The organism is Leisingera aquimarina DSM 24565, from assembly GCF_000473165.1.
Classification (GTDB): domain Bacteria; phylum Pseudomonadota; class Alphaproteobacteria; order Rhodobacterales; family Rhodobacteraceae; genus Leisingera; species Leisingera aquimarina.
This window is the reverse complement of the sequence record NZ_AXBE01000011.1, coordinates 195,501-221,505: the sequence shown is the minus strand read 5'-3', so window position 1 is coordinate 221,505 and position 26,005 is coordinate 195,501. Positions and strand designations below refer to the sequence as shown.

Here is a 26,005-nt window from a genome sequence, read left to right as displayed (position 1 = left end):
CCTTAGCGGCGAATATGGCGGAGATAAAGTGCTTGAAATTCATGCTCGTGGTTTCCTCCGTTTCCGGGAGACTGTTGCGCGGGCTTCAGCAGTCGTTGGCGAGTTTGACACGTTCCAAGAGCGCGCTGCGTTCCGCGATCGCCAAGGCCTCGTTGTAGGTTTGGGCATCCGGGCCGCCGGACCCGCGCACGCCGCTGGCCGCGGTGCCAGCCACAACGGTGGCCATGCCCACGTTGGAAATTGCCTGGGCGGATCCAGCGTCGGCGATGGCCCCTGCGCCAATGACAGACAAACCCGCCTCGATGAGGCCACCGGTCAGGCTGGCTTTGCGCTCCTGTTTCCGTTCTGCCTGGTTGATGGCGTCGCTGCGCGCGTAGAGCGTGCCCAACTCGGTCTGCGCTTCGCCGCAGCTCATGGCGAGATCCTGTTCCGAAGGCTGGGTCTGGGCCGCGCGCTGGACGCCTGTCATGGATTGCAGCCCCATGATATTGGCCGAGGTCTGGGAGGTGTTTCCCATGCACCCGGCCAGGCCCATCAGGCCCGCAACTGCAACTGCTCGCTTGATCGTTTTCACCGGAAATTCCCTTCTCGAAATGTGCGGCCCGCCTTTACTCATGGGCCTTTTTGCGTAACCTGATTGTCAGCGGTGGGCTTTGTTATGCCCGGCTGTGGGCCTCATCCTTTGCTGAGGTTTTGCTGCCATGACCCGCCGCTGACACTTCCCTCAGTTGATGGTACTGATCATGGCTGAGGATCGTGGCTTTACAGGTCTCTCGTTTTGTTTGATCATTTTGGCTGGCGGCGGTCTCTATGATTGACGGCAAAGCTTCTCCTCCACTCACAAAGGAACAGTTTCCAGAGTCCGCCGCCTGCCTTTCCCTCAATTGCTTTCCGGGTCTTCAGCTTCAGGTTTGACAGTTATCTCCTGCAGCCGGTCCGCTGGGGCCGCGCCGCGGATGATGCCGCCGGGGCCGACGAAATACGGGGTGCCGGTTGCACCAAGTGCGGCAGCCAGGCGCTTGGCTTTCTCCAGATCTTCTGCGCCGAGGCCTTCCTGCACCGCAGCGGTAACTTCCTCCGGATCATGGCTCAGCTCCGCCAGCGTGCGGATGGTGGTGGCTGCACTGGCCTTGCCTTGAACCGACATCATGGCATCGGAAAACTCGCGGTAGGCGTCCACGCCCTTCAGCGCTTTCAGCGCCAGCGCCGCCTTCGCGGTGAAAGTCGATTCCTTGCCAAGGACAGGGGTTTCCATGAGCACCAGCTGCAGGTCAGGCATGGTTTCCTTCAGAGAGGCGACAACGGGGTGCGCCCGGCGGCAATACCCGCAGTTGTAGTCCTGAAACTCCACCAGGATCGGCTTTTCCGGATCGAGCCCTTCAAACAGCTCGTCAGCCACCTTGGCGATCAGTTCCTGGTCTTTCACGGCTTTGGCGGCTTCCTCCTTTGCTTCAAGCAAAGCAAATGCTTCCAGGATGATATCCGGATTGCGAAGAAGTGCGTCACGCACGCGCTGATCAAACTCGAAATCGGTCTGCGGCGTTTCAGCGGCAGCAGGGGCCGTGGTCATGGTGAGACCCACTGCTGCCGCCAAAACTGCCTTGCCCCATGTTGTGTTGCTCAAAATCATTGCCCGTTTCCTTTCTGTTCTTCGAATTGCTGCGGTTTCATTGCCTGTTGGGGAGTGTTTTGCTATGCTTGTTCGCCCTAAAGGAGAAGTCCTATGCAACGCCTGATGACGAAATTCTGGAAAGAAATCGCCTACGCCGTGGGCTTTGTTCTGCTGACTTTCAGCCCGTTCGAGGGCCTGTTCCTGGCCTATGGCCTGGCAGGTACTGCGTGGTTCGTTGTCTGGCTGCTGCGGAACAACGATTCCAATCGGGACATTGGTGCTGGTATCAATGCAGACCTTCTGGACTCCCGGAATCTGCATGGCAGTCACTACCGAAAGTACTGAGATCATTCGCTTTCCCTCCTGCGCCCGGTGAAAATGTGGCCGCCTATCTGAACGTTCTGGTGCCCTCGCGCTTGTGACTCTCTGCCAAGCCAAGTGGGCACAACGTTGCTTTGTTCCCCGGCGGCCACATGCGCTTCCATGCCTTTGGGTGAATAGTAGTGAGTAGCGCCGCCGGTCACGTCCGGGATCTGCCCGGCGGCAACACCATCGACAATCCGGCCGATCCGCTCATATTCGGCGCTGCCCTCTTCGAGTTTTGTTGGCAGGCTGTTTCCGCCAACGCCGTTGTTCCAGGCAGAGAACTGTTTGAGCTGAAGGCTGACTTCGGCCGGATTGTCTCCCCAGCGCTCATCTGCAACCCGATTCATGATCACATGCGCAACTGCCGCTTGCCCCGTCTCGCCTTCCCTACCGGCTTCTCCGGCGATGGTCCGGATCATCACGTCCCGGTCATAGTTCGAAAGCTGAGGCGTGCCGGTGATGGCAGAGGAAATTCCCCCCACGGCATCCATTGCACTGTCAGCAACGTCCATGACAGTTGTGCCAACCTTGACGACAGCACCCGGCACCACACCAAAATCCTGACCATCAACCACTGCCCGCTCGTTTTCTGTGGCCTTGGAGACAGCCTGCTCTGACAGCGTTTCCCTTCGGCTTTCTATGGCTCCTTGAACTTTTTCGGTGGCTTCGGTGATGCGGCCAAATTCTGTATGATGATCCATGCCGCTCGACGGCAGGCGCTGGGTGGTGATTTCTTCCTTTGGGCGGGAAAGCGTATGAGCTTCGGCTAAGCCCGGGTTCGGCCGATCCAGGCCAAGCTCTTGAAGCAGGCCGGGCAGGACTTTTTCAACGGCGGCCTCCTGGGCCTTTACGCCGGAAGTGGATTTCGGGTTGAGGAAGCCGGAGATCTGGTTTTCGCTGTATCCTGCCTCTCGCCATTCGCCAATTACCGCGTCTGTCAGCTGACCGTCATAGCTGATGCCGTGCGAATAGAGATTGCTTTCTGCCGAGGCCAGGGTTTGTGCCTCTTCCCGCGCCTCTGCATAGGCATTTCCCTTGCGCTGCACGTTGTCGACGCTCCAGCGGTTGCCGCCGTCTTCGGTATTGGTCAGGCTGCTGGTCTCGCTGGCCCGGATCGAGTTCACCGCATCGCCGTAATTGGCGACTGTTTCCGTCAGGCCGGAGTCCCGCGCGGCAGATGCTACACGACGGTAGGTATCTTGGTCCAAACCAGTTCCGTTGATGCTTCCCTCTGCACCCGCAAATCCGCCTTTGATGCCAGCGCTCAAGGCAACCTTGTAGGCGGCATCAAGTGTAATTCCATGATCCTTGGCGAAGTTTTCCACTGCGGTATGCGCTTCGCGGGCCTCTTCGGTCCACCTATGGCTCTGTGAGGTGGAACTGTCGCTGGCGGTGCTGGTGCCGGAGGCCAGGGACCGGCCGAAGTTCGCATAGTTTGCGGCGGTCTGGTTAAGCGCCGTGCTCCACTCATCGCGCATCGAGGTTGCGTTGCGGATCGCAGCCTCTTTCCGGTCGGAAACCTCTTCCCGGATAGTCTGACCCACCCGTGCCGACATGCCGCCGGTCGATTGGGCGGTGCCGGTGGCGAAGGTCGAAGAACCATCCGCGTTGACGGTCCGCATCGCGCCATTTGCCATCCGTACAGTGGCGGCCCCTGCATCATGCACCGAGGAAGTGTTCCACTTGTTGGCCGCGAAGTTATTCATGCTGGCATTGGAGAGGGAGATATTGCCGGTGGCCGCTTCGCGGCCAGATTCAATTGCAGCCCCCTGCCCTACGTTCAGCATCGACGTCGCAAGGCCAGCCATGCGGCTCGCGCCGAACAGGATCACCGTGGAAACAAAGGGCACCGACATCATCAGGTAGCCCGCGATGGTGCCCACATCCTGTTCGACCGCGCGGACGCCCAGGTAATTGGCGAAGGTCAGGGAATAGTCGAGCGCACCGGTGCTGTAGGAGCCCATTGCCTCCCGGTAATAACCGGAGCTGGCTTTCATGACGATGGAATGCAGGATGGCGGACAGCGGATCCCAGGCGGCAAGCCAGAGGAAGCCCCCGAAATACCCCTTCATGACATTCCATACCAAGGGCGTCATCATCATGATCATCGCCAGCGGAAACGCCGCGTAGTAGAGCGATTCAAAGACGATTTTCAGGAGCGGCACCCATTTCAGGGCCGAGATCCCCACGGCACTGTAGCTTGCCGAGGTCTGGGCTTCCGTCCGCGCTGCCTGATAGGCTGTCATGGCCGCGTTGTTTCCGGAGGAGGCAATCAGCCGTTGCACCGCGCCGTCCAGTGAGTTGACCAGCATGGTTTGCCGGATGGTTGCCTGTGCGCCGGCAGAGGTCATGCCGATGAAGGTTTGAAACTGGTTGAGTGTCCGACGCATGTCGGCCGCGGAGAGTGCGGGATCTGCAGCGAAGTGGCTTTGGTCTGCCGCAGCGGCCTTCTGGTAGAGGACATTCTGCACTTCATTTTTGAGACGGTTGGTAATCTGCGGCCACCCGTCGGCGCAGGTCGTGGTTTCTTCCAGAACCGGATCGTAATAGGCCAGAGATTGCGGAACATTGGCGCCGATGTACGCCACCAGATTGCCCGCCTGACCCAGTTCGCCTACATCGACAATGCCGATGTTCGAGCCATCGACCATGCAGTTTTCCATGAAGTTTACGAGGGTTTCCTGAACAACCGGAGTGACCGAGCGCCAGCGGGCCGCCTGGCTCAGAATGGTGGAGCCAAAGAGCATTCCGGATTTTTGGTAGGTCAGGTTATCCGGCGCAGCGAGCAGCGTTTCCATCACATCGGTGAGCGAAGCGCTGGCCCTCGATGTCAGAGACCCAACCCAGGCCACGGACCACGGCACATTGTCTACTGTGCCGTAGATACCAAGCGGCACGGTGGAATCCATGATGATCACGCGCGCCCTAGGGCCGAGGCCGACGGTAACTACCAGCATCACGCCGATGAAGTAGGTCACCGCCTGCCGCGCTGCTCCGAAAATCGCCAGTTGGAGGCCGGCCACGAGCACGCCAGCGACGATGCCGCCGTAAATCAGTGCTCCAAAGTTGCCCGAGCCGGTGAAGGCCGCGAGGTAGTTAAAGACATCAAAGAGATAGTAGCCGCCGCCAACTGTATGAATTTCGAGTTCGGGCATAGATCACTGCCCCCCGGTCTGATTGATGATGTTGCCGAAAATCGCGTTGGACGATGCAGCCAGTTCACCCCTAGCGAGGCTCAGACGCTCCAGATTGCGCAGGGCTTCCGCGTATTTCCGCTGTGCAGACGCCCGCAGGTCCTGCAGCACGCCTTTGGTCTGGCGTACCGTGTCCTGAAACTCCCGGTTGATGTCACCGGCAATATCGACGTTGGCGGCCGAGTTCAGGATCTCGTTCATGCCCTCGTCAATGTAGGCAATCGCCAGATCGACCGCGACCAGCTCCGCCATCGAGTTGATGTCGTCCTGGACAAACTCGTATTTGTAGCTCTTGGCCGTAACCAGGTGCCTGTAGACCGGAATGGTGGTCAGGTTGATGAGCGCAATGGCCTCGTCCGGTGGGGCGGTATCGTTGCTGATAGCATCCGAAAGTCCCTGGATCGCTTCAGCCGTGACGGAAAACAGTGCATTGCGGGCAGCGATAGTCCTGTTTCTGAAAACCGGGTGCAGGCAATCATTTGTCTCATCACACTGAAGGCTTTTGTAGGCGCCGCCCTCAACCAGTGATTTGGCAGCATCCGGAGACAGGGCACGCGGCGGAATGGTGCGGTGCGTTGGGCTTTCGTCATCATCTTCAGGCGACACGGTGATGATCGTGCCCGTAAGTGTCATGAAGAATTCTGCGATACGCGGATTGGAAGCAAGGAAGTTGTTTTTCTTCACCGCGCGCCAGGCATAGTTCACATCTGTTGGCACTTGCTCAGCTAAGGCCCCGCTCGCGCGCCCCAGCGTCGAGTTATGCTGGCCGCCGGTGCCGCAGCCGTGGCGGGAGGCAACGCGGTCTGCAAACCGGCCGGTATAACCGCCAATAGTCTGGCAGACATGCTGGGATGCCCCGTCCATTTTGGGCCAAAGCGAGGCGGTGAGCAGCTGCCCGGCTTCGCAGGAGTTGATGTTGCCTGCGTTCACCTGCTGGATCAGATCCCGGAGTTTGGCGACGATTTCCTGCACCGCAGGCGACAGGCTTTCCAGCGCCAGCTCAAAGGCGAACCCGGCAGCGTTCTGCATGATCGCTTCCATCAGCGCGATAAGCTCTTCCTCGGTGATGAAGGAAAAAGCGCCGCCGAAGATGTCGATGCCGCCGCACCCCGCGCGAACGGAGGGCAGTTGAATGGCTGCAAGCTGGCTGTTGCGCGGCCGGGTACGCAGATAAAGAGAACCCAGCGTGGCATATCCCGCCTGCTGCCCCTTGTAGGCTGTCGGCTTGGTGACGTTCACACCACCGCCGGTGCGTTCCCAAAACTGTTTCAGGTCCTGGCCGACGTCGGCGGCCACAGGTGCTGCAGCCAAGACCGAGGCTGCGGCGAAAAGGCTCAGGAAATTGCGCCTCATTGGCATTCCCTTTCCCCTGAACCGTTCCTATCTCCGGCAGGTAAGCCCCTTCTATTAGTTTCCTCCCGATTACCCGGGGCTTGCCGGCCATCCTCATGATCCCCTGTCTCTTTGAGGATGGCCGTTTCTTTTTCTGCCCGCCGGTTGCCGGACAGGGGCAGATCCGGCATCGCGTCCTCATCAAGCCAGAGCCAAGCAGGATAGGTGCCCTCTGCAGCCACTTCGCGCAGGGCAGCGACCGCATTGGTGTCTGCGGCGGGATCAGCAACGAACAGCGAAACCGGGCTTTCCAGGTCGGTCAGCACCGCGCAGGCAATCGGGGTCTCATGGTCGAGGGTGAACCGCTGGGACTTGAGGAAAGCGCGCCTGCTCTCTGTCAGTGCCTGGATCAGTTGATAGTCGCGGATGGATTCAAACGGGATCCAGTTTGCAGTGACCAGCATCATGCCGATTTCCCGCAGAACGGGGTAGCCAGCTTTAGCCACACTAAAGGTGGCGATCACCATCACATGCACGTCACCCAAAGCGTCCGCGAGCATGAGCTGATCCGCAAACACCTTCTCAAATTTCCGCACCAGGTCCTCTTCCGCGAAGAAGGCGCAGTCCGGCGCGTGTTTGAACAGGAAGCGCGCGCCCATGCGGGTGGCTTCATGGCTCTTGTATTCGGCCACCACGAGGCCAAGCGGGGCCGTGCCGCGCGCAGGCGCCTGAAGGCCGCGCAGGAGCTTGGCCCGGCGCGCGGCGTTTTCTTCTTTCCGCTCCGCCTTCCAGTAGTCCGGAACATAGAGAATATCCCGCAGGTCACGGGACTTGGCGGATTTCCCGGCGGCTGCGTTCAAAAGCGCACGCTGTACCGGCCCCCACCAGCGTTTACCCTGCATCGCCGGGGTCCATTTCACCAGGTCCGCCTCATGCCACAGGTATTGCAGCAGGCTCGACAGGCCGAGCTTTCGCGGGCTGGCCTTGGCTTCTGTCGGTTTTTTCCCTGAAGGCGCAGGCGGTGCCGGGCGCTTGCTGCCCAGGGTCAAAGGGAAATCGACCTTCAGCGTCGTGGTGCCGCTATCCAGATCTTCCTTGATTGCACTGCCCTGCACCTGGCCGAGGCCCGAGAGATCTTCCGGCGGCAGGAAAGACTCGCAGCCGGGCGCATGTTCCGCGCCGGTCTCCGGCATCCGCTTCAGAATGAACCGGCCATTCACGCAGGCCACATACATTTGCGGGGCCGGTTTCCGGCAGCCGCAGGTAATGCGGCTGTGTTCCTGATGCGCCCGGCCAAGTAGGTTCTGGCCGTCGTCAGTTGCCGGATCCACGGGGATATTGCCAATGAAATACGCCATTCTGCCTGTTCCTTCACTTATACCGTTCGCCCATGGGCACTTCCCGGACCACGTAGATGCGCTCTAGGATCTGATCTTCTGTCAGCAGTCCGCCCCCGATCAGCTGGGTTTCCCCGCTGGCGGCATCGACAATGGCGATGAAGGGGCGCGGCTTGTCCGCGAGCTGAAGGGCCTCAAGCTGGCCCGCGTCCTGAACCGCGTCTGGGAAAAATTCGATGGGGCTGCCATCGGTGGACACAGCCAGAATTTCCACGCCGTAGGCATTGCGGATGCCGTCGAGGATCTGCGCCTGCGCGAGGCACAAGCGGCAGTCCGCGGGGTTATCATAGACAAAGATCAGACCGGCCTCTTGAGCCGCCCGGCGCAGCGCTGCCTGCTCCGCCGCATTGCGCTGGTCCTGATAAATGTTGGTGCCCATCTGGGTCAGCGGGCGGCGGGTATTGGCATCGAGGTGGGGCGAGCCGAACAGCACGCGCTGCCAGACGGCTGCGAAACGCGCCGCCTGCTGCGCCATCTGCTTGTTCACCTCCATATACGCCTGCACATTTTCCGGTGTCGGATCGAGAATGGCGCGGTGCTTCAGCTCGTCGGCGTATTCCCGGAACGCCTCGATCTCCTCAGTGGCCGTCAGCTCTTTCGGTTCTTCCGGCTCCTGTGGTTCTTCCCTGGCTTCCTGTTCCGGCTCCGGTGCCGGTTCCGGTTTGACCGGCTCCGGCTCAGGTTCCGGATCGCAATAGAAATGCCAGCCGTCTACCTCTTCACCATTGCAGACCAGCCCCGCGCTGGCGGGATAGGCTGCAGTGGCTAGAAGTGCGGCAAGGGTCAACGGTTTCAGCATCAGCCTGTCCTCCCGGCTGCGGCGAGAACTGCGGCCCGCACAGACTGCGCATAGTGGCGCGCATTGCGGTAACCGGTAATCTGGCCTGTGATTTCCCCGGCAGCCTGCGAGTAGATCAGAGTGGTGGGGAACTCGGTGATCTGCGCAGCAACCGGGTGCGTTCTGGCATCGGTCACGTCTGCAAACGGCGGGATCGGCCGCGCGTCATGCGAGGCAACCAAAACCGGAATGCCGGCGGGCTGGGTCATAGCCGCCAGCACCGGCGCGGCGGATTTGCAGAAGGAGCACCAGGACGCCCCGATGAAGATCACGCCAACACCGGGATTTTCCTGAGCACTGGCAAAGGCCGGTGCAGTTGCAATGGAGAGGCTGGACAAAAGGAAGGAGCGCCGGTTCATTTGCCCATCTCCTCGAATGCGTCCTGCGCCTGGCTGCCGGCCGACGGGAAGCGGTCTTCATAGAAGTCCTGCAGGTCTTCAGAAACGGGAACCTGAATGTCGCTCATGATGTCCCCGAAGACAGGCGACAGATCCATTTCCTCGATGTCCACATTCCCGAAATCTTCGATGGTGACATACCCGCAGTTTGCTGCGCCCGGCGTGCCCCAGCCCTCGTCAACTTGCTTTTTGAACTCCTCGATGAAGACCCGGCCGAATTTCGAGTTGTATGTGCAGTAGTGGTAGCGCTTCTTGACGCAGGCCCCCAAAACCTTCTGCTGGCAGGTGACGCCGGCAAAATGGGTCGCGCCCGCTTCCCGCTTGTCCCGCAAGATTGCAGCAGATTCCGGGCAGGTGCCGCCAAAGAGACCCCCGGTCCCGCAGCAATTCCGCCCCGGCGCCTTGCTGCAGGTCATTGTGGTGCCCTGGAAGAAACGCACATCGTTCGGATCAGTGGCGGCCTGCTCCCGGTATTCCTCCTGCATCTGCGCCAGCACGTTCAGCCAGGCCGCGGATCTGCCGAAATCATCCGAGGTTTCCTGTTCAACCCCGATGCAGTTGTCCCCAACACAGACGTTAATCGGCTCGCAGCTGGTTTCCAGGTCACCGGAGGCGACGCCGCAGCGGTAGTGATACTCCCGGTTCGTGCAGACGCCATCACGCTCAGCAAGACAGGTGTTGCTCTGCAGGATGCAAGTCGGATCGCTTTCCAGCGGTCCGCAGGTGTTGTCGCCCTCACCCTTCGCAAGGCAGCTGTAAACGCGCTTCCGTTTCCACCAACTCCGGGAAAAGTCCTTGCGGTTGATGTCGCGAACCTCCGCCCCCTCCTCGGTGATGGTTTCGACCAGCTCGCATTCCTCATTGCCTTCAAACCGGCCGCAGCGGTTGATGATTTCCTCCTGCGTCGGCCCGAACCCGGTTTTCACAAGCCGCGCCGGGCTCATACCGTCGTCTTCATTCAGGCAGGAATAGGTGAGCCGCCACTGACGGCATTCCCCGTTGCGGTAATCGACGCAGCGGCGGTTGGTCCTGGTGCATTTGACGCTTGCGCGTGTGGCTTTGCATTCATCAAGCGGAGCGCTGTCACGGCAGGAGCGTGTTCCTGCCTCACGGGAACAATAACTGGTGAGCCGGATGCCGCCTGTGGACGCCGTGTCTGTTTCCACACAGCTGTATTCGGCATCTTCGCAGGTAATTTCGGCCGAGGCGGGTGCAGTCCAGGACAGGAGAGCAAAGAGAAGAAGGATCAGGCGGCTCATTCGCAGACCTCCTCTCCGACGTTTCTGAAGCTGTCGCAGCAGGCACCATCGAACTTGATGGTAATCTTGGCTCTGCCGCCATTGGACGTCCCTCCGGCGAAGACAACGCGGGCTGTGAAGTCGGTCTTGCGGAACCGCTGGCCCTGGTCCGGGCGGGACCGGGGATAGGTGTTCAGGCTAAGGAAACGAAGCACATCTTTCGAGACGGTTTCGCTCCGGGTAAGCACCTGCATTTGATGGCAAAGTTCATGCTCCAGCGGTTCGCAGGTAAACCACTGCAGGATCTTGTCGTTGCCATGCTCGACGAGCCTGTAGACTTTTGCACGCCAATAAGCAGGGCCTTCAGGCATATCCCAGCCGCTTGAGAATACCCCGGGACCGGATGCCGGCGGCTGCAGTGCGTCACCACCTGCCAGAGGTTTTTTGATAAGTGCCGCCAAAGGCTGCACTGCCCCAGCCCAAGGCTCACCCCAAAAACATCTATACCTCTCAGGATTGTTGTAGTTGGGAGGCCCCATTTTCACCATGGGGACAAGCAAGCCGTCTGTGTCATTGGCCGGGCACGCATTGCCACGGCCATTCAGGAAATGGCCGGTACGGGTGCGGGAGAACGTGCCAACAACTGTGTTCCCAGCCAAAACCTGCAGAGCGCCCCGGGCCTCAACGTGCTCCATGATAACTTCATCAGGGGCAAACCGGTCTGAGACCTCAATGGAAAACCTATGCTTTTTCAGATGGCTGCTGCCATCGTTCGCGGTTGGCGAAGCGGCCGGGAAGCTGATGGTCGCAGTTTTTCCGCTCCAGGTAACATCACCGCCGGTAATCCGGACTTTTCTGCGAATGCAGGCAGCCCGGTTCGAGTTGACCGTGCACTCATATTCATTGGTCTTTTCGCAAACCTGCACATAGTTCGCTGCCCGCCTGTCGCAGCGGTAAGTGTCGGTCCGGTCCACCCGGATTTTCCGGATCAGGCGGCAGGTCTTTTCTTCCCGAGCTGGCAGGCTTTCGCAGAACTCGTCGCGAACATCAGACACCGGAACTTCCGGCGTGGTGCAACTGCCGGTTTCGCTGCTGAAATACCGTCCGGCAATATCTTCCGCGTTCTCATGTGCCCAATTGGCATCATCGAACAGTTCCCCCTGCCCGTCGATGTCGATATCCGGACGGATGAGCGCGCTGTCTTCCGTGGCGCGCAAAACCCGCCCCTGAATATTGTCCGCATCGCGGGTTTCCAGAATACGGTCCTCGAAAGTGGTGTGCCTCATGCCCGCCTCTGGCGGCCGGGAGGTTTCAAATGGTGTCACCACCTCGTTGATCGTTTCATCCCGGAAAGTGCTGCCCGTATTCACAGACCCATCGGCTGCAGCCGCCGCGCGGTCCATGAAGGATTGCGCAAAGGCCCCGCTGCCAAGCAGGACGGCCATCAGGGCAAGGGAAAGAGATCTATTCACCATCTGCGGCCTCCTGCTGGGAAAGCAGCCGCCGGGCCTCCGAAACGCCGGCCTCCCCTTGTTCCGCGATCAGGCGCAGGGCAAATTCCACCGGAACATTGCCGCCCACCCGGTCATGCAACGGCACCGGGTCCGCTTCGCAGCCAGGTGTTTCGCAGACATCGACCGCTTCACTCATCGCAATGACCTGCGGCACCGACGTGACCCGGAACCGGGTGAATACTGTGGGGTCGATGGAAAAGCCCACGGCATCATCCAAAGAGCCAAACGTCTCTTCCAAGGCGGCTTGAGTTTCATAGACCGAGTTGTTCACGAACCCGCGGAATACGATGGGCAGACCGAACTTCCGGGCTTCAGCCATCATTTGCCGCAGTGACTCTTTGGGCATAGAAAAAGAGGCCAGCAGGAAGATGGTGGCACCGTCATAACGCACCTCTTCCGCCTCACTGGCAGCTCTCCCTGCGGTATCCGCGCCAAGCAAAGCCCGGACGCGCGGATCCGACAGCGCGCGGGTACGCAGCCCGTCAAAATCAACATCAGAAAAGGCCCCTTCCGCCTCATCGAGCGGGCGCAAGGTCTGCCGCAGCGCCTCGCCCTGCTGCTTGGCGGTGTCCACGATGGTCGCCAGCGGGGCGGTGATCCGCCCGGTGCTGCCCGGTGCGTATTCTGTCACACCTTCCCCGGCCTCCTGGGCACTCAGGGACAGGGGCGTTACGGGCAATGCGGATCCAGCCGCCAGTCCAGCCGCCAGCCCAGCCGTCCGTGCAAAAGTCAGAGTGCGCAGCAATTTCTCTTCCTCCAGAACAGCCAGCCGAAGGATTCCCCTTTGAAGGGGAACTCTCTCAGCCGGTCCACGTATTGAGCTGAAAAGCCGATGGGGCCGCAGGCATACCGCCCCGAGGTTTTGGGGCGCGGGCGCGTGACCTGCATCCGGTACTGGCTTTTCTTGATCACCGGCTGCGATTGGGTTTGGCAAAGCGGTCTTTCCGACGCCGTTTTCCGTGCGATCAGCAGCCGGTGCATCCGGGCCACCATCTTGGTTGCAACCACCTGGCTTGCCATCACCCCTCCAACATGGGCCGCAACATCACCCTGGATAGGGTAGATCGAGCCGCCGCAGCCGGTGCACCAGAACAGCGCATCCATGGGCAGATTGCCGGAAGACGCCTTTGTGCAATCTGCAGCACAGGCCGCCTGGGCAATCGGATTGGCAAACAGGATTGCCTCCGGGTTGATCAGGTTGTTCAACTCCGCGTCCTGCCAGAGCGGGTCAATTTCCGAGATATAGGCGACATCGAATTGCGCGCTTTGCTGGCAGAGACCATCGACCACCACACCAAGCCAGGAAATCAGCGGATAGAAGTAATAATGTGCCTGCCAGCGCGACCCGGTGCTGCCGCCGCTTTGCTGGGTGGCTGATGATTTACCGAGCGACAGCAACCCGAAATCCATTTCAAAGCCCATATTCACGAAGCAGCCGGGCTCATTTGCTACATCGACCAGCCGGGCCGGTTCCCAAAGACCAATGGAAAGGCCAAGCCGGGGCGGAACACCCGGGCAGACGCAGAGCGGGAAGGTCTGGTTTCTCGTATCCGGGCGGCTGGCGCCAAAGCTCAGGCTCAGGCCGCCGATGGAAATGGGAAAAATGCAGTCCCAGCAAACTTCCGTGATGGGGTTCAGAAACCGCTTGTTGCAAATTGCTGCCGCTTGGGTTGCTGCAAGGGCGAAGGCAAAGGCGAGGATTAGAGCGCGCAGGTTCATTGCAGCACCTCCCCGCCCTTTCCGAGCGCAATTTCTTCCACCTGCATGACGGGATCCGCGCGCTGCACCACGGCAGGCACGTTGCGGATGCCGAAACGCTTCACCAGCACAGCATCCTGGTCGAAATAAAACCGGCGGCCATGCTCGCGCATCAGGCCCAGCGGATCACCGTTCACCAGAACCAGAAGCGTGTCCAACTCGCCGCCATCTGCCAGCGCAAAAGCCACCTGGTCGGGATCGTCGCCGTCAAGCAGGACGATGCGCTTTTCAAAGCGGGAATAGGCCAACGGATTAACGACTGTGCCAGCGCGGGCGAAGACCCGGCCCTGATGGTCTGCCAGATCCTCTTTCAGGGTGATCGACATATCGACCTCCCAAGCCGCGTATTCCTCCGCTTTGCCGAGACCCTGAACCGGACGCGGCCGGTTCACATAGGCCCGCGTGGTGTCCTGCATATCCTGACGCATCTGATCCAGTTCGCCAGCCGCTTCCATTTCCAGAAGCCGGGTCTTGATCGTGTCCAGCAGCGAGGGTTCAGCCACCTCGAACAATGGGCCGTGGGTGCCGAGATCCTTGGCCGCCCCCTGCCCTGCGGCGGCAGCGAGAACCAGAACGGCAGCTTGAAAACGGCGGCGTGCACCCATTCTGTTAAAGCGGAATCCGAAACCGCGGCCTCTGCGCTGCCTGCAGCAGCTCCGAATGCGGTTTCTGATGCGGTTCATTTTTTTGGAAACAGAATGCGGCGGGGTCATTTCCAGCGCTCCGCAAGGTCTGTCCAATGGGGGAAAGGGATTTCAAATCCGGCGGCGACGACTTCCGCCGCCGGCCGCGGGCCGATCACTGAATACCGGCTGTCCAGGCTGTCCGGGCTGTCTCCAAACACGGCAATCATGCCGTCCGGCACCACATCGCCCTGCCAGAGCGGTGCAACAAGCGCGCCGTTCTTCAGCTGCCCCTCGACACAGGTTCCATTGATGCAGATGCTATCGCCCGAGCGGCGGACCGGATCGCCGGCTACTCCGGCAATCCGCTTGGTCAGGTAAAATTCATGCCCGCCGAACTTTCCCTGCAGAACCTCCGGCATTTCAACCGCGACGATGGCACCCGGCCGCAGGATCAGCGGCCAAGTCACCATTGCATAGGCATTGCCTTTCAGGCTGCCGGTCGCATTCACAACCAGCCGCCCGCAGGCAAGCCCGTAGTAACCGGCAACGGTCACTGCCAGGACAGGCAGGATTATAACCAGCTTAGAACGCCGCATCACTCAGCACCTTTTCCATGATGATGCCGGTGACATCTGCGGCCTGAAGGCCCGCAGCCGATAGGACGGCGCCTTTACGGACAACAATTTGGCCGGTCTGGCCGGACAGCCGGTCAATTTCCAACTGAACAGCCTGCTGGAACGCTGGGAGTGTGTCCCCGAATTGTTCATCCGGCACCCGGCCATTCGACCAGACCACAAACATGGTCAGGCTCTTTTCCGGGTCGAAAACCGCAACCGCCGGAGGCTCATCACGCAAGAGATCGAACAACAGCAGGAAGGCAAACACTGCGACCTGGGCCATCGCCACAAGGAAAAGCGCAATGAGGGTAATCTTACGCCAGCTCAAGCCACTTCCCCCCGCTCAACAAGGGTTTTGATGGCTTCCACTGTGCTCATTCCTTCAGCCTTGTAGTGGTTCATCCGCTCAACCGTGGAGCCTTTGGAAGAGAACACTGCCAGCGAGAACGGATCGAGCAGCAGACGCCCGTAGGCAAAGCCCTCAGGCATTTGAATTGCCAGTTCGGAGAACCGGCCCGGAACCGAAGTCAGCGACTTCAGGAGCATTTTCACCGGCGGGTCGATGCTCTGCAGCGCGTCGATGCTCTCCGGTTTCTGGGCCAGGAAGATCCGGAAGTCCGAGTTTTCCAGGCAGACGCTGGCGGCGGGGTTGGCCTTATAGTCCTGCATCGACTGCGTGCCCGTGATCAGCGCCCCGGTGTATTTCCGCGCCCGGCGCACGACACCCTCGATAAAGGCCGCAGTGCCGGTTCCTTTCAGCAGATCCCAAGCTTCATCAATCACGATGGCTGTAGGCGTGGAGCGGGAAGTTTTGAACATCAGTTCGGTGCCAAGGAACATGACGATCTGCAGGATGGTCGCCTCAAGACCGGCCTGCCCCTTGATGTCGCTCAGCTCCACCACCGTGAACGGGGCATCCAGTGCAATATTGGCCTCGCCTTCAAAGTAATGGCCGTAGGGCCCGCCGCGGGAATACCGGTTGAGTTTGCGCACCACATCCGGCAGCCGCGGCTCACCAGCCGCGGCATCCTGCAGCCGGTCGCGCACATCGGAGATTTCACCGTCCCGGCCCTTTTCGTCCCAGACCTGGGCAATGGCCGTGCGGATATAGTCCTCTTCAACCCCTTCAACCCGGCCGCCAGTGTGGCCGCCGAGATCAGCCATCGAGGCGACAACGCGGGTGACCAGCTCGATGGCATCAGTCTTGTATTCGTCCTGCCCCATGGCACCCGCATCGAGCAGAGAAAACGGGTTGAGGCGGTTGCGGGTCTGGCCGTCAAAAGCAATGTGCTTGCCGCCCAGGATTTCCGCTGTGGTTTTGAACGAATAGCCGTCGTCAATCACCAGGACGTTGCCGCCGGAGGTATAAATCCCCACCGCCAGTTCCTGCATGAACACTGATTTACCGGCCCCGGACTTGCCTACCACGGCGGTGTTGTAGTTGCCCGACGAACGGAAATTGTCCCACTGGAACACCTGCCCCTGACGGCCAGCCAGCAGCATTCCGGTTCCCCGGGCATTGCCCATCCACTCCCCATGCACTGGCAGGAAGGCCATTGCCGCTGTCGATTTCATAAGCCGCATACGCATCTGCCGCCCGAAGTCGGACATCATCCTGCCCGAGCAGCCAAACGGCAGGCTGGCAAGGAATAAGGGAAGCTGCAGGAAAGTGTCTTTGGAGAGTTTGATCCGCTGGCGCCGGTAGATGGATTCCACCTCCCCTGCCGCCATCTGCGCCTCTGTTGCACCGCCCCTGGCGTAGGCAACGATAGTATAGAGTGTTTCAAAGAGGCGTTCGCCCGCTTGGATTTCAGCCGCCAGTCCGTCCAGCTCAGCCTTTTTCTCCGCGAAATTCGGGACAAACCTGCCAAAGGAACTGTTGGCAGCGTGTTCCGCCATGCCCCGTTTCTTCAGAATGAACGCCCCGGCTTTCTGCCCTGGCATCGCCTTCAGCGTGAAGGATGTCAGAACCGGGCCGAGCGGCCGGTCCATCAGCCGGGCCGGATCACCGTTGAGTGCCATGCCAAGGCCAAAGACCCATTCCCCCGGGTAGGCATTCACCGAAGAGACAGTAGCCGCCAGCTCTGGGCTTCCGGAGAATTGAAGGGCTTGGCTTCCAACCCGCAGGGACGCGCCGGGCAGCTGATAGTTGAGCGGCATGTTGTCGTCATAGGCTTCCTGGTCCCAGTCTTCACTGCTCCCTTCCGGGCGGGCAGCGTGGAACAGCTCCCTCAGAAGTGCGAGAAAGCGCGGCGGCTCTACATCCATCGACCAGCTAGCCGTGGCGAACACGTTCCTGAGGGCCGAGCGCATGGACTTGAGGCGCTTTTCGTCCTCAATGCCAAGCTCTTCCCCTTCCTGCCAGACCGCGACGAAGATGTGCCTGTCCAAGGGGATGGCACGGGCACCATCCTCATCAATGCCAAAACGCATTTCCTGAAGGTGGGACACCCGCTGACGGACCATTTCGTCAATCAGATCCGAACGGCCAAGCCGCGCCGTTTTCCACCGCCCGGCAACCGGTTCGATGGCCGGAGAGGTCCAGTTCAGCACCTGAAAAGTGGCGCTGGACGGCAGGTTGGCGGCAATCACACCGCCGATATTCTCAGCCAAATCGTTTTGACCGATCGACGCGCCCACTTCCATGAGGAAGCCGCTGCCGTGGGTGAAGTGATAGAGCTTGTGTTCCGGATCATAGACCCGCCACGGCAGAATGTCGGAGAGCACATCCCCCTCCATCAGGTCCGGCTCTTCCTCTGTCCACGGGACATCCCCGAACAGACCGTCCATTATGTCACGAAAAAATTTCATTTCCTGCCCCTCTGACGGCGTTTTTGGCCCAATAGGGTATTGCGTGGAAAAGAGCGGCTTACGGCTTCAACAGCTTTCCAAGCCTCATCACGGAAGTGGCGAACTTGCTCTACAGGGAGCCACACCGTCACTTCGACAAAACCAGCTTTGCGCCGCTCTTGCCTGATCGAAACCATGCGGGCTGCCTTGTCGCTCAGGCTTGTTGCGCTGGGTTTGCTCATTACTGCCGCCACTGCCCTTCCTGAATCACGAAATGCACAAAGCGCGCTTCATGCATGATCCCGCCTTCATCAAGGATCGGCGCAATCCAGAGCGTTCCGACGACTTCCGGAGAGCGGTAGGCCGCAGCGTTGTAGGGAAAACCGCCGTCCGGCAGGCCGGTGACAGCTCCTTTGCCGGAGAACAGCGGATTTTGTGCAAGGCTCTTCACCGCAGTGTCTTCGGGACGCTCCTGAACCGAGGTCACAGCAGCGGATCCAGTGCCGTCCACAGCACCGATAGTTGTACAGGGCGACCCTTGCTGCGCTTCACACAGGAAGTCATTTTCCGTGTTCGGATTGGCACAGCCAGCGGCCAGCGCGATCAAAATCAGGCTTGCGATTTTCTTCATTGGCCCAGCTCCACCCCTTCGAGAAACACGAGCTCGACCTTGGTTCCGCCATAGAGGGAGACCACCGGCTGATACTGTTCGGCCCGTTTGATGTAATAATCAGCCAGCGTGCTGGCCGCTTCTTCCGCTCCGCCGGCCAGTGTGCCTGCGCCTGCGCTCTGCAGGATCTGACTGACCGAAGCGTTTTCCTGGCTGAGAGACGCGGTAGCTCCGGCACTCAGCCCTTTGCCCAGACCACCCAAAGCACCCGCGATGGCAGCATTCCGGACGTTGGCACCTTCACGGCTTACGACGTGCCCGCGCACGCCCTCCTTGCCGGACCCTGCCATGTAGCCCGCAACTTTGGTTTCCAGAACTTCCCCCTGCCGGTTTACGCAGGTCATGGAGATCAGGCGCACCTTGACCCGTTCCGACGACAGATCACCGGTTGCAGATCCTTGCACGGTGCAGCCCTTCAGGTTCACCCGCGCGGGCTGACGGTTTCCAAGCGCTGCGGTCACTGCAGAGCCGGTAATCCGGAACAGAACCGGAATCGGATTGTCCCGGTTAGACACATTGGTGGCCGCATCGGCGCCCGAAAGGACAACTGCTGGCGCGTAGCTGCCTGCCGGGAGGTAGCTGCCCAGGCGGCGGATCTCGCGTTCTTCCGTTTGCGGCTGCTCGATGGTGGCGAGTGTGAAACTCTGCCCGAAGTTGCTGCGAGCCGAGCCCCCTTCCCCATCACCGGCTGTTTGCCCCGTCCGGCGGGGTGTGGTGCGCGTAGGGGTGCGGCGCTCAATGAAGTCATTTCCCGGCCCGATTTCCGCAGGGTCCCGGGTCAACTGCTCTTTGCCGGGCAATTGCGCCGCGGCATTGAACGATTGCTCCGGCCCGCTGGCGGCAGGGCGGCTCTTGGCTTCAGCCAGTTGTGTTTCCAGCGTCGAGATTTTCTCGATCAGCTGCAGGATCGGTTCGTCATACTCCTGACGGATTGCTTCAGCCTGTTGTTCGGCTTCCCGACGGGACTGCTCGACCAGCTTGCGCTGCTCTTCCAGTTCCTTTTGCAACTGCTCCATTTGGATCCGCCCAGAGGTGATCCAGGACATTTCCGGTGAGGCCGCAGCCGTGCGGTCCGAAATAATCGTTTCGTCAACTGTGGGATTGGAGCGTTTTGGCAGACCCGCGCCCCCTGCTCCGCCGTTCATCATCGACCCAAGGACAATAAAGCCACCGACCACGACGGCGCCAACAACACCAATGGCAATGATCTGGTTCTTTTTGCGGTCTTTCTGCGCCATCACTTCGCCCTCACAACAACAACCCAGGACCGCTCACCGGCAGCGAGGCTCTTTTTCTGAACCCAAACCGACAGCACGCCAGCCCGGTAAAACTCCTGTTCCCGAACCTGCCGAGGCGACTTGCCGGCCGCGGCCACACGAACCTCGCCAACCAGCTCACCGGTGCGGTGCGAGGTGATCAGCGCACCATGGCGAGCGCTGCCCGGGCGCGGGTTGCGGATCTTAGACCTGATGGTGTCGCGGGTCGCGGCTGTCAGCTGAGCTGCAAACCCGTCGCCGCCGCCAAGTGAGGTGCCGGCGAAGCCGCCGCTGCCCGCAGCAGCCTCCGGTTCCGGGTTCTTGCTTCTGACCGTGATCAGCGCGGTTTGCGTGCTCGCGCGGATCGGCAGGATTTCATAGGCGACTGTCAGGCCCTTTTCCGTGACCAGATAGCCGCCTTCCTTTTCCGGCATTCCCTCCGGGCCTGCATATTTGAGGAACAAATCCCCGGTCTTTTCGTCATTGCGGACCTGATAGACCGATGCCTCATTGTCGTTGACAATCGACGTGATCCGGTCGCCCACGACACTGACCCGGGTAATGCCGGTGACAGATGCCTTGAAGCGGACAAGGCCATCCTCAGAGACGGTAAAACGCTGATCTGCCGCATTCACCGGGCAAGCCGCTGCCAGCCCGGCCGCGAAGACCGCAGCCAGTTTCAAAGTCTTCATCATGGTCAGCTTCACTCCTCCGCTGAGATTTTCCCGATAGCGGCGAGCCGGACTGAACCGGCTTGCGGCTTGAACCGGATCAAAATCCGGCGGTCTTCGCGGGTGACTTGAGTTGTTTCCAGATAAGTGGCGAGGTCGCCTTCAACCACCACTTCATAGGTGGCAAAGTTGTGCTCGATCTTCCGGGGAAAGAAGACGGTCGAGATCTTGCGTTCGGTGATGTCCTTGGCAATCCGGTCGTAAGTATCCAGGATGCCGGCCCGCTCAGCCGGGCCGCTCAGCCGTTCCAGGACGCCGCGCCCGTAATGAAGGGTCCGGGGCGAGCTGTTGTACATCGCATAGACTGCATCCAGCGCCAGTGCCTCAACATAGCCTTTGTCCACCGTGCCGCGCGCCACCATCCCGTCGCTGACGGTGGTAGGCACAAGAACCACCTGATTGGACTGCGAATAGAGCTTGGCCGACAGCATCACGACGGCACCAACCAGTCCAGCCGATACAACGCCCAGAGTCAGCACCGCTTTCCGGGAGCGGTTCAGGGCTTTGTTCATGTTCTGAAAGTTCATCACGCCCTCCAGGCGCTGACAGCGCTATCCGGGAAGGACCGATAGATGGTGATCTCTTTCGGAGTGATCCAATAGAGAAGAGCCAGAAGCCCATGCAATCCACGCTCGCCCTTCACACGTTTCCAGATGAAATAAAACGCAAGCCCGGCTGCGAAGCCAAAAAACGCCTGGCGGCCAAGGAGGCCTAGTACAATAGGAAACATTCCGGCCACCGCCTCATCGGCAGGCAGGAAAAAGAACTGCGGCGGGTCTTGCAGCCTCTGTTCCACTTTGACGACCTTGTCCATGCCTCTTCCTTTCAGGGATTGCTTCCCGCACCCGAAGGCGCGGGAAGCAGGTCCGGATCACTGAGTGACGGTTTCCGAAACGGGGGCCTCCACAGCCGGCAGCTCCAGAAGATCGGTGCTTGCAGTAACACCGCCGAGGCTGGTGGCGGTTTGGACGCCGTAGCCCAGGAAAACCGCAACACCGATGGCAATGAACACATGGCCCCAGCGGCCGGTAACTGCCAGAGTTGCGCCACCGATGATCACAGACAGGATCAGGATGACGTAACCGCCTGCACCATCGAGAATGGTGTTCAGGTCCTGGCCGAGCGCATAGAAACCGGCTTCAACACCGGTGTCCGAACCGGCCGCCATTGCGCTGGTTCCAGCCACAGCCACTGCTGCAGCAAGCGCGCCAATCTTCAGGGTCTTCGAAATGTGCATATCCCTCGTTCCTTTCATAGTTTCAGATGCACAGAAATAACCCGCGGGTCCGACACCGCGGGATCTCGCCGGTTGCGGGCGAAATTCGGAATGTGTTTGATAATCAGGAAATTCAGCGCATGCCCGGGCTGCGTGCATAGGTGGAGCAGACCCGCTACGAGGCGTAGCTGCGGGTTCGCGCACAGTTTGAAATTGACTGCCCGCAATCTCAGGGAGTGCGGCGTCTTGGTTAGTTGTCCGCCCCGGTGCTGTCCTCGCCGGTTGTGCTGAGTTCAGCCTTGCCATCGGGCCCGACCATCCAGGTAGAGAGGGTTTGGTCTTCGGGATTGAAGACCAGCATTGAACCGTCTCCGTATTGCAGGTGGTGCTTTTTGAGAACGCCCGGCCAAAGGCTGATTTGACGTTCTTCAATGAACCCGGTCGGCCTGGCGTTGGTCGCGACCAGCACGTGCTCCTGGCCGTCGACAATGTAAATACAGTTGTAGGCCGGCGCACCGCTGTTCACCCCTGGTTTTACCAGGTCATACCGAACTCGAAAGACTTTCCCCGCCTTTTTCCAGCTGTTTACGCCAGCGACCGTGACCAAGGATTGATGTCTCTCTATCGGCATGTGTCGTCCCCTGTTGGAGATGACTTCCTAGCAAGATGATTGTTCAACGAGAAGCCACCGCATCCCGTAATCGCTGCTTGCCACATTTATCAATTTCGTGTCAACAGACGATAATAGACCGGAATGAAATTTTGATCATCTCGAATTTTATTTCACCCGCCACTGCGTGTGCATGGAGACCAGGAGGATAGCCAAGGATTTGCAGGGACCCGTGCGGTGCCCCGCCATGGACTGCGCAGGGAAATAGCTTGTGCAGGCGTTCACCGACGAACCGCCGGGTTGAATGCCGGCATGCAAGAAACTTCAGCCCTGAAAGGACAAACAGCCCATCACATCACGCTGAAAAGCGAAACCCCCGCAAGGCGTAGCCAATACGGGGGGATGCAGGAAAATAACTCGTCACCCTTTTCCTAGTGCATCCCCGGCATAGCAGGCAAGTGAAAACGCATTCGTGCGAACAAAGATTTTTTGCCTTATTCGTAAGCCGTTTCGCCTTGCTTCAATGACACGGAGCAAGAAATTGAGCAGATATGCCTATGCCTCACAGAATGAGGCGAAAACCTTTCCGGTACTTCCAGGGAACATGCAGCGCAGCGACGTCGAGCGCCTGCTGAGACGAATAGCCCCTGCACTCGGAATGAATGATGGCCAGTTGACCGTTGTGCTCGCCATGATTGACGAAACCAGGCCATCCGATTGGACCGACCCGGCAATGGAACCGGTCTGCTTTTCAATGCAGACAAATATCGCATACCAGACCGGCAAGGACGAACGGACGGTCAGGCGTATTGAAAGAGCCCTGGAGCAGGTCTTCGGTTTCATCCGCAACGAAGCTGCTATGAATGGCCGCCGCTGCCGCTACCGGAAGGCCAACGGTGAAGAGTTCCGCCAGGGCATCGTTTTCACTCCGTTGATTGAAGCAATTCCCCGCCTCATAAGTCTGGAGGCCGATGTTGCATCCGGCAGGATTGACCGGTCTGTGCTGAAGCAGAAAGTCAGTGCTGCAAAGCGCCGGATCAAATCACTGCTGATGGAACTGCAGCCGGTATATCCCGAAAGCCAGATTTTGTCAGCGCTGGCGCAGGAATTCACCGGCTGGCCCGTCCGCTACAACGCTTCTGTGTCAGCAAGCGCGTTGCGGGATCATTTGGGTGAGGTCAGCACGGTTCTTGAAGAGTTGCAGGCTTTCGCCGAAACGAAGCATGAAGAGTCCGCCCTGCCGGACAGAGATGTCCGCCGCTATTTACAAGATACAACTCAAGAAAAAATTGTACCCTGTAACGATCCCGTGAAGATAGGGACTGCCCGCAAGCGGGCAGGCATGGATGTTTGTGCTGCACAGCCTGACGGCCGTGCAGATTGCTTAGAAAAGCAGTATGCGGCGCCGGATCGGGTTCACAAGGACGACGTCCGCAGCTTCGGGGCCCGTCTTACGCTGACCAGGCTGTTCAACCTCTGTTCCAGCGACATGCAAATGCAGGTCATGATCTCCCGCGGCGACAGGCCAAACTTTGATGAGCGGGATTTCATAAACGCTGCCATTGACCGGCTGCATCCCCTCGGCATTCACCCTTCTGCCTACCAGGATGCTGCCGGTCAAATGGGAGAAATCGCGGCAATGCTGTGTGTTCTGCTCATCGACCGGAACCGCTTCCACCCGGTTACTCCAATAGCCAATCCGGGCGGAGCGCTCAGGGCCATGACCCGGCGGCATGCCGCCGGACAGCTTAACCTTGTGCAGAGTTTGTTCGGGCTGATGAAACGGGGTGACACCGGATGACGGCTGCGCATACGGCTACCTCCAATCCAGTTCGAATTCTCCCGTGTTCCAGAAATAGGCGACACCGGTCTTGCCCCGCGCGTCCTCAACCTGGGCTACCGGAACCGCCTGTTTTCTGACACCTTTCCTCGCACGATGCGCAGCCCCCTCCGGGCGTTCACAGGCTTTCAGAGAGCGTGCGGCTGGCTCGTACCCGCTGAGCGGTTTTCCGACCCGCACACCCATTGCTTCTATGGCTTCTTTGATGCCGTTGTTCATTGGTTAGCACACCATTAAATTGAATCGGCGTGCTGAATACGTCGAATCGAGCGAGTGGCACGATAGGATACGAAGACTTGCGAAACATAACGAAACGAAAGTTTTTAAGCTATTGTTAAAACGAGATAAATTATTTCAGCCTCCATCATCGAACGGAGGGACATTCAAAGACCTGTTCAAACAGGCTGCAGCCGCCGGCGTCGGCCGGCCCGTGGACAAGGACGGGTTCCCTGAAGGGCCCTGGACGCCGGATCTGCTTGCCGATGCAATTTCTCAGATCGATGCGAACCGGACCGGCATTGATCTGCGCACCGTTCAACTCTGGTTTCAGGACAACGAGAAGGGAATAAGTGCAGACAATATCCGCTGGCTTGCCAGAGTGTTCGGGTGCGGAGACCCAGCAGCAACCAGCGAATGGCAGGCAGAACTGAGTGCGGCGCAATCGCGGCTGGCGGCGAAGAGACGACAGAAAAGAAAGTCCGCGCCGCGGGATCAGCTGCCTGTTCCGGATGCTGCCTTGAGCAACCTGGTGCTTGTGCCTGAGGAAAGACCACAAGATGCCGCCGCCGTACAGCCAAAGCGGCGGTTCAGCCTGGCGAGGACGTCCGAAGCCCTTTTCCACGGCCGCAACTCATTGAACTTGCCGATTGCGGTTTGGGCTAGCGGCGGTGTGCTCTGGTTCCTGGCCTATATCATGGGTGTCCACAGTGTCACCTACAGCCCGATCGAGGGCTTGGACAAACAAGTCGGGTTCTATTGGTCTTTGAGCTGGACTGTTGGCGAGATGGCCTTGCTGCCGCTGTTCCTGATATTCGCGGCAGAGCTGCTGTCGTTCTGGAAAGAAGACGGGCGCGCTTCGCTGGCAGCGATCCACGGGGATTTGACTGGCGATGAAGGCTGGACGCGCAAGGTGGACTCATTCTCCCTTTCATACTGGGCGATCTTCCTGATTTGTTTTCTGATGGTTTTTTTTGTTCAGTGGGCAGGAGTGTATTTGCGCACGCTCCTGCAGGGCGACCCGGGCAATGCCATGCTGGATTGGATCCTCGTGGTCCTCGCCCGCCCCGAGGTTGCATCGGTCCCGGAAGCTATCATGGTGTCCATGTTCGCATTCCTTTATTCCGGTATGATCTACTGGTTCTTTTTCATCGGTCTTCTCTTGCTGTACACGATTGTCAGTGACTACTGCGGAGTGCGTAATGCCCCCGAGCTTGACACCAATGAAGAGCACCAGCGCCAGGTTCACGAAGCCGGAACCACAATCATGCGGGGGATCTTTCGCTGCACGGTTTTGGGGATCCTGCTTGCCACCTGCATAAAACTGAATGCCGCGTATTTGATATCAGATGGGGCGACCATAGCAGACTGGCTGATCAACGATATGCGAGCAGCTTTCGGTGTGCAGAACGCAGAGTGGGATTGGCTTGACCAGAGTCCGTCCCCGTTCTTCACAAGTTTCCTTCTTATGTTCGTTACCTGCTTTGTATTTTTTGTCTGTTTCGCCCAAATCTATTGGGTTCTGGACCTGTCTGCGGTAGCAGAACCGCCTGTCGGGACAAAAGAAAGCCGGCAGGAAGCCCCTGCTAAAATTTTGTGGTTCAAGATGGTTTTTGTCGTTGTTCTGCTCGCCGCCACGTTTCTCCTTGTTGGCCAGTTCCACGGCTTTTCAATTCTGCTGGCCGGCAGTGTGGTAGTTGCAATCGGCAGTCTTTTCTGGCGAACACAGGAGCAGGAATTCAGAAAAATTGCGGATGCGGCCTGAGCATTATCATGGCTGCCGCCG

General features: G+C 59.3%; 27 protein-coding genes. 3 read left to right on the top strand and 24 right to left on the bottom strand.

Annotated elements, in window-relative coordinates:
- Positions 1–85: 85 nt before the first annotated feature.
- Complete coding sequence (locus AQUI_RS0101105; protein WP_156916739.1) at positions 86–574, bottom strand: hypothetical protein; 489 nt, start codon at positions 572–574, stop codon at positions 86–88.
- Between the two features lie 306 nt (positions 575–880).
- Entirely contained in the window at positions 881–1,630 is a 750-nt protein-coding gene (locus AQUI_RS0101100) for a DsbA family protein (protein WP_027255890.1), read from the bottom strand.
- Positions 1,631–1,723: 93 nt separating this feature from the next.
- Here AQUI_RS0101100 and AQUI_RS31085 point away from each other — a divergent pair, with 93 nt between their 5' ends.
- Positions 1,724–1,957: a hypothetical protein gene (locus AQUI_RS31085; RefSeq protein ID WP_027255889.1), complete on the top strand. Its 234-nt coding sequence runs from the start codon at positions 1,724–1,726 to the stop codon at positions 1,955–1,957.
- Between the two features lie 2 nt (positions 1,958–1,959).
- On the opposite strand, the gene AQUI_RS0101090 is transcribed toward AQUI_RS31085, so the two are convergent.
- From AQUI_RS0101090 to AQUI_RS26650, 21 genes are all read right to left on the bottom strand, one after another.
- Positions 1,960–5,133, bottom strand: coding sequence for a conjugal transfer protein TraG N-terminal domain-containing protein (locus AQUI_RS0101090; RefSeq protein WP_027255888.1), 3,174 nt, complete (start codon positions 5,131–5,133; stop codon positions 1,960–1,962).
- A gap of 3 nt (positions 5,134–5,136) precedes the next feature.
- Positions 5,137–6,525 carry a conjugal transfer protein TraH gene (locus AQUI_RS0101085; protein WP_245596815.1) on the bottom strand — a complete coding sequence of 463 codons (1,389 nt, stop codon included), beginning with the start codon at positions 6,523–6,525 and terminating at the stop codon, positions 5,137–5,139.
- Positions 6,522–7,862 (bottom strand): DUF1173 family protein, encoded by a 1,341-nt coding sequence (locus AQUI_RS26665; RefSeq protein WP_051371729.1) that lies wholly within the window; start codon positions 7,860–7,862, stop codon positions 6,522–6,524. Before AQUI_RS26665 ends, AQUI_RS0101085 begins: the two co-directional genes overlap by 4 nt.
- 13 nt (positions 7,863–7,875) lie before the next feature.
- Positions 7,876–8,700, bottom strand: coding sequence for a conjugal transfer protein TraF (locus AQUI_RS26660; RefSeq protein ID WP_051371728.1), 825 nt, complete (start codon positions 8,698–8,700; stop codon positions 7,876–7,878).
- The gene (gene traF / locus AQUI_RS0101070; protein ID WP_035919430.1) at positions 8,700–9,098 is read right to left on the bottom strand and encodes a conjugal transfer protein TraF; all 399 of its coding nucleotides are present in this window, start codon (positions 9,096–9,098) and stop codon (positions 8,700–8,702) included. Before traF ends, AQUI_RS26660 begins: the two co-directional genes overlap by 1 nt.
- Complete coding sequence (gene traN / locus AQUI_RS0101065; RefSeq protein WP_027255885.1) at positions 9,095–10,396, bottom strand: conjugal transfer protein TraN; 1,302 nt, start codon at positions 10,394–10,396, stop codon at positions 9,095–9,097. The genes traF and traN overlap by 4 nt, the downstream gene beginning before the upstream one ends.
- A complete protein-coding gene (locus AQUI_RS0101060; protein ID WP_156916738.1) occupies positions 10,393–11,850 on the bottom strand; it encodes a hypothetical protein in 1,458 nt (485 codons plus the stop codon). The genes traN and AQUI_RS0101060 overlap by 4 nt, the downstream gene beginning before the upstream one ends.
- The gene (gene trbC / locus AQUI_RS0101055; protein WP_051371727.1) at positions 11,840–12,634 is read right to left on the bottom strand and encodes a type-F conjugative transfer system pilin assembly protein TrbC; all 795 of its coding nucleotides are present in this window, start codon (positions 12,632–12,634) and stop codon (positions 11,840–11,842) included. The genes AQUI_RS0101060 and trbC overlap by 11 nt, the downstream gene beginning before the upstream one ends.
- Positions 12,619–13,608: a conjugal transfer pilus assembly protein TraU gene (gene traU / locus AQUI_RS0101050; protein WP_035919428.1), complete on the bottom strand. Its 990-nt coding sequence runs from the start codon at positions 13,606–13,608 to the stop codon at positions 12,619–12,621. Before traU ends, trbC begins: the two co-directional genes overlap by 16 nt.
- Positions 13,605–14,252, bottom strand: a complete 648-nt coding sequence (traW, locus tag AQUI_RS0101045) for a type-F conjugative transfer system protein TraW (RefSeq protein WP_027255881.1) — start codon at positions 14,250–14,252, stop codon at positions 13,605–13,607. The genes traU and traW overlap by 4 nt, the downstream gene beginning before the upstream one ends.
- A 104-nt stretch (positions 14,253–14,356) precedes the next feature.
- Positions 14,357–14,869, bottom strand: a complete 513-nt coding sequence (locus AQUI_RS29060; protein WP_051371726.1) for a S26 family signal peptidase — start codon at positions 14,867–14,869, stop codon at positions 14,357–14,359.
- A complete protein-coding gene (locus tag AQUI_RS0101035) occupies positions 14,856–15,218 on the bottom strand; it encodes a TrbI F-type domain-containing protein (protein ID WP_027255880.1) in 363 nt (120 codons plus the stop codon). Before AQUI_RS0101035 ends, AQUI_RS29060 begins: the two co-directional genes overlap by 14 nt.
- On the bottom strand, positions 15,215–17,701 hold the full coding sequence (locus AQUI_RS0101030; RefSeq protein WP_027255879.1) for a TraC family protein: 2,487 nt from the start codon (positions 17,699–17,701) through the stop codon (positions 15,215–15,217). Before AQUI_RS0101030 ends, AQUI_RS0101035 begins: the two co-directional genes overlap by 4 nt.
- Positions 17,698–17,922, bottom strand: coding sequence for a hypothetical protein (locus tag AQUI_RS30495; protein ID WP_156916737.1), 225 nt, complete (start codon positions 17,920–17,922; stop codon positions 17,698–17,700). The genes AQUI_RS0101030 and AQUI_RS30495 overlap by 4 nt, the downstream gene beginning before the upstream one ends.
- The gene (locus AQUI_RS0101025) at positions 17,922–18,311 is read right to left on the bottom strand and encodes a TraV family lipoprotein (RefSeq protein ID WP_027255878.1); all 390 of its coding nucleotides are present in this window, start codon (positions 18,309–18,311) and stop codon (positions 17,922–17,924) included. The genes AQUI_RS30495 and AQUI_RS0101025 overlap by 1 nt, the downstream gene beginning before the upstream one ends.
- Positions 18,308–19,588, bottom strand: coding sequence for a TraB/VirB10 family protein (locus AQUI_RS0101020; RefSeq protein WP_027255877.1), 1,281 nt, complete (start codon positions 19,586–19,588; stop codon positions 18,308–18,310). Before AQUI_RS0101020 ends, AQUI_RS0101025 begins: the two co-directional genes overlap by 4 nt.
- Positions 19,588–20,301, bottom strand: coding sequence for a TraK domain-containing protein (locus tag AQUI_RS0101015; RefSeq protein WP_156916736.1), 714 nt, complete (start codon positions 20,299–20,301; stop codon positions 19,588–19,590). The genes AQUI_RS0101020 and AQUI_RS0101015 overlap by 1 nt, the downstream gene beginning before the upstream one ends.
- 8 nt (positions 20,302–20,309) lie before the next feature.
- Positions 20,310–20,864 (bottom strand): TraE/TraK family type IV conjugative transfer system protein, encoded by a 555-nt coding sequence (locus AQUI_RS0101010; protein WP_051371724.1) that lies wholly within the window; start codon positions 20,862–20,864, stop codon positions 20,310–20,312.
- Positions 20,864–21,151 carry a type IV conjugative transfer system protein TraL gene (gene traL, locus AQUI_RS0101005; RefSeq protein ID WP_035919424.1) on the bottom strand — a complete coding sequence of 96 codons (288 nt, stop codon included), beginning with the start codon at positions 21,149–21,151 and terminating at the stop codon, positions 20,864–20,866. The genes AQUI_RS0101010 and traL overlap by 1 nt, the downstream gene beginning before the upstream one ends.
- A 57-nt stretch (positions 21,152–21,208) precedes the next feature.
- Positions 21,209–21,574, bottom strand: coding sequence for a hypothetical protein (locus AQUI_RS0101000; RefSeq protein ID WP_027255873.1), 366 nt, complete (start codon positions 21,572–21,574; stop codon positions 21,209–21,211).
- Positions 21,575–21,803: 229 nt separating this feature from the next.
- The gene (locus AQUI_RS26650) at positions 21,804–22,184 is read right to left on the bottom strand and encodes a hypothetical protein (protein WP_156916735.1); all 381 of its coding nucleotides are present in this window, start codon (positions 22,182–22,184) and stop codon (positions 21,804–21,806) included.
- Positions 22,185–22,704: 520 nt separating this feature from the next.
- Between AQUI_RS26650 and repC the strand changes: the two genes are divergently transcribed.
- On the top strand, positions 22,705–23,964 hold the full coding sequence (repC, locus tag AQUI_RS0100990; RefSeq protein WP_211235974.1) for a replication initiation protein RepC: 1,260 nt from the start codon (positions 22,705–22,707) through the stop codon (positions 23,962–23,964).
- A gap of 15 nt (positions 23,965–23,979) precedes the next feature.
- On the opposite strand, the gene AQUI_RS0100985 is transcribed toward repC, so the two are convergent.
- Positions 23,980–24,222: a hypothetical protein gene (locus AQUI_RS0100985; RefSeq protein WP_027255871.1), complete on the bottom strand. Its 243-nt coding sequence runs from the start codon at positions 24,220–24,222 to the stop codon at positions 23,980–23,982.
- A 112-nt stretch (positions 24,223–24,334) separates the two neighbouring features.
- Between AQUI_RS0100985 and AQUI_RS26645 the strand changes: the two genes are divergently transcribed.
- Entirely contained in the window at positions 24,335–25,984 is a 1,650-nt protein-coding gene (locus tag AQUI_RS26645; RefSeq protein WP_084294177.1) for an RcgA family putative transporter, read from the top strand.
- Positions 25,985–26,005: the final 21 nt, after the last annotated feature.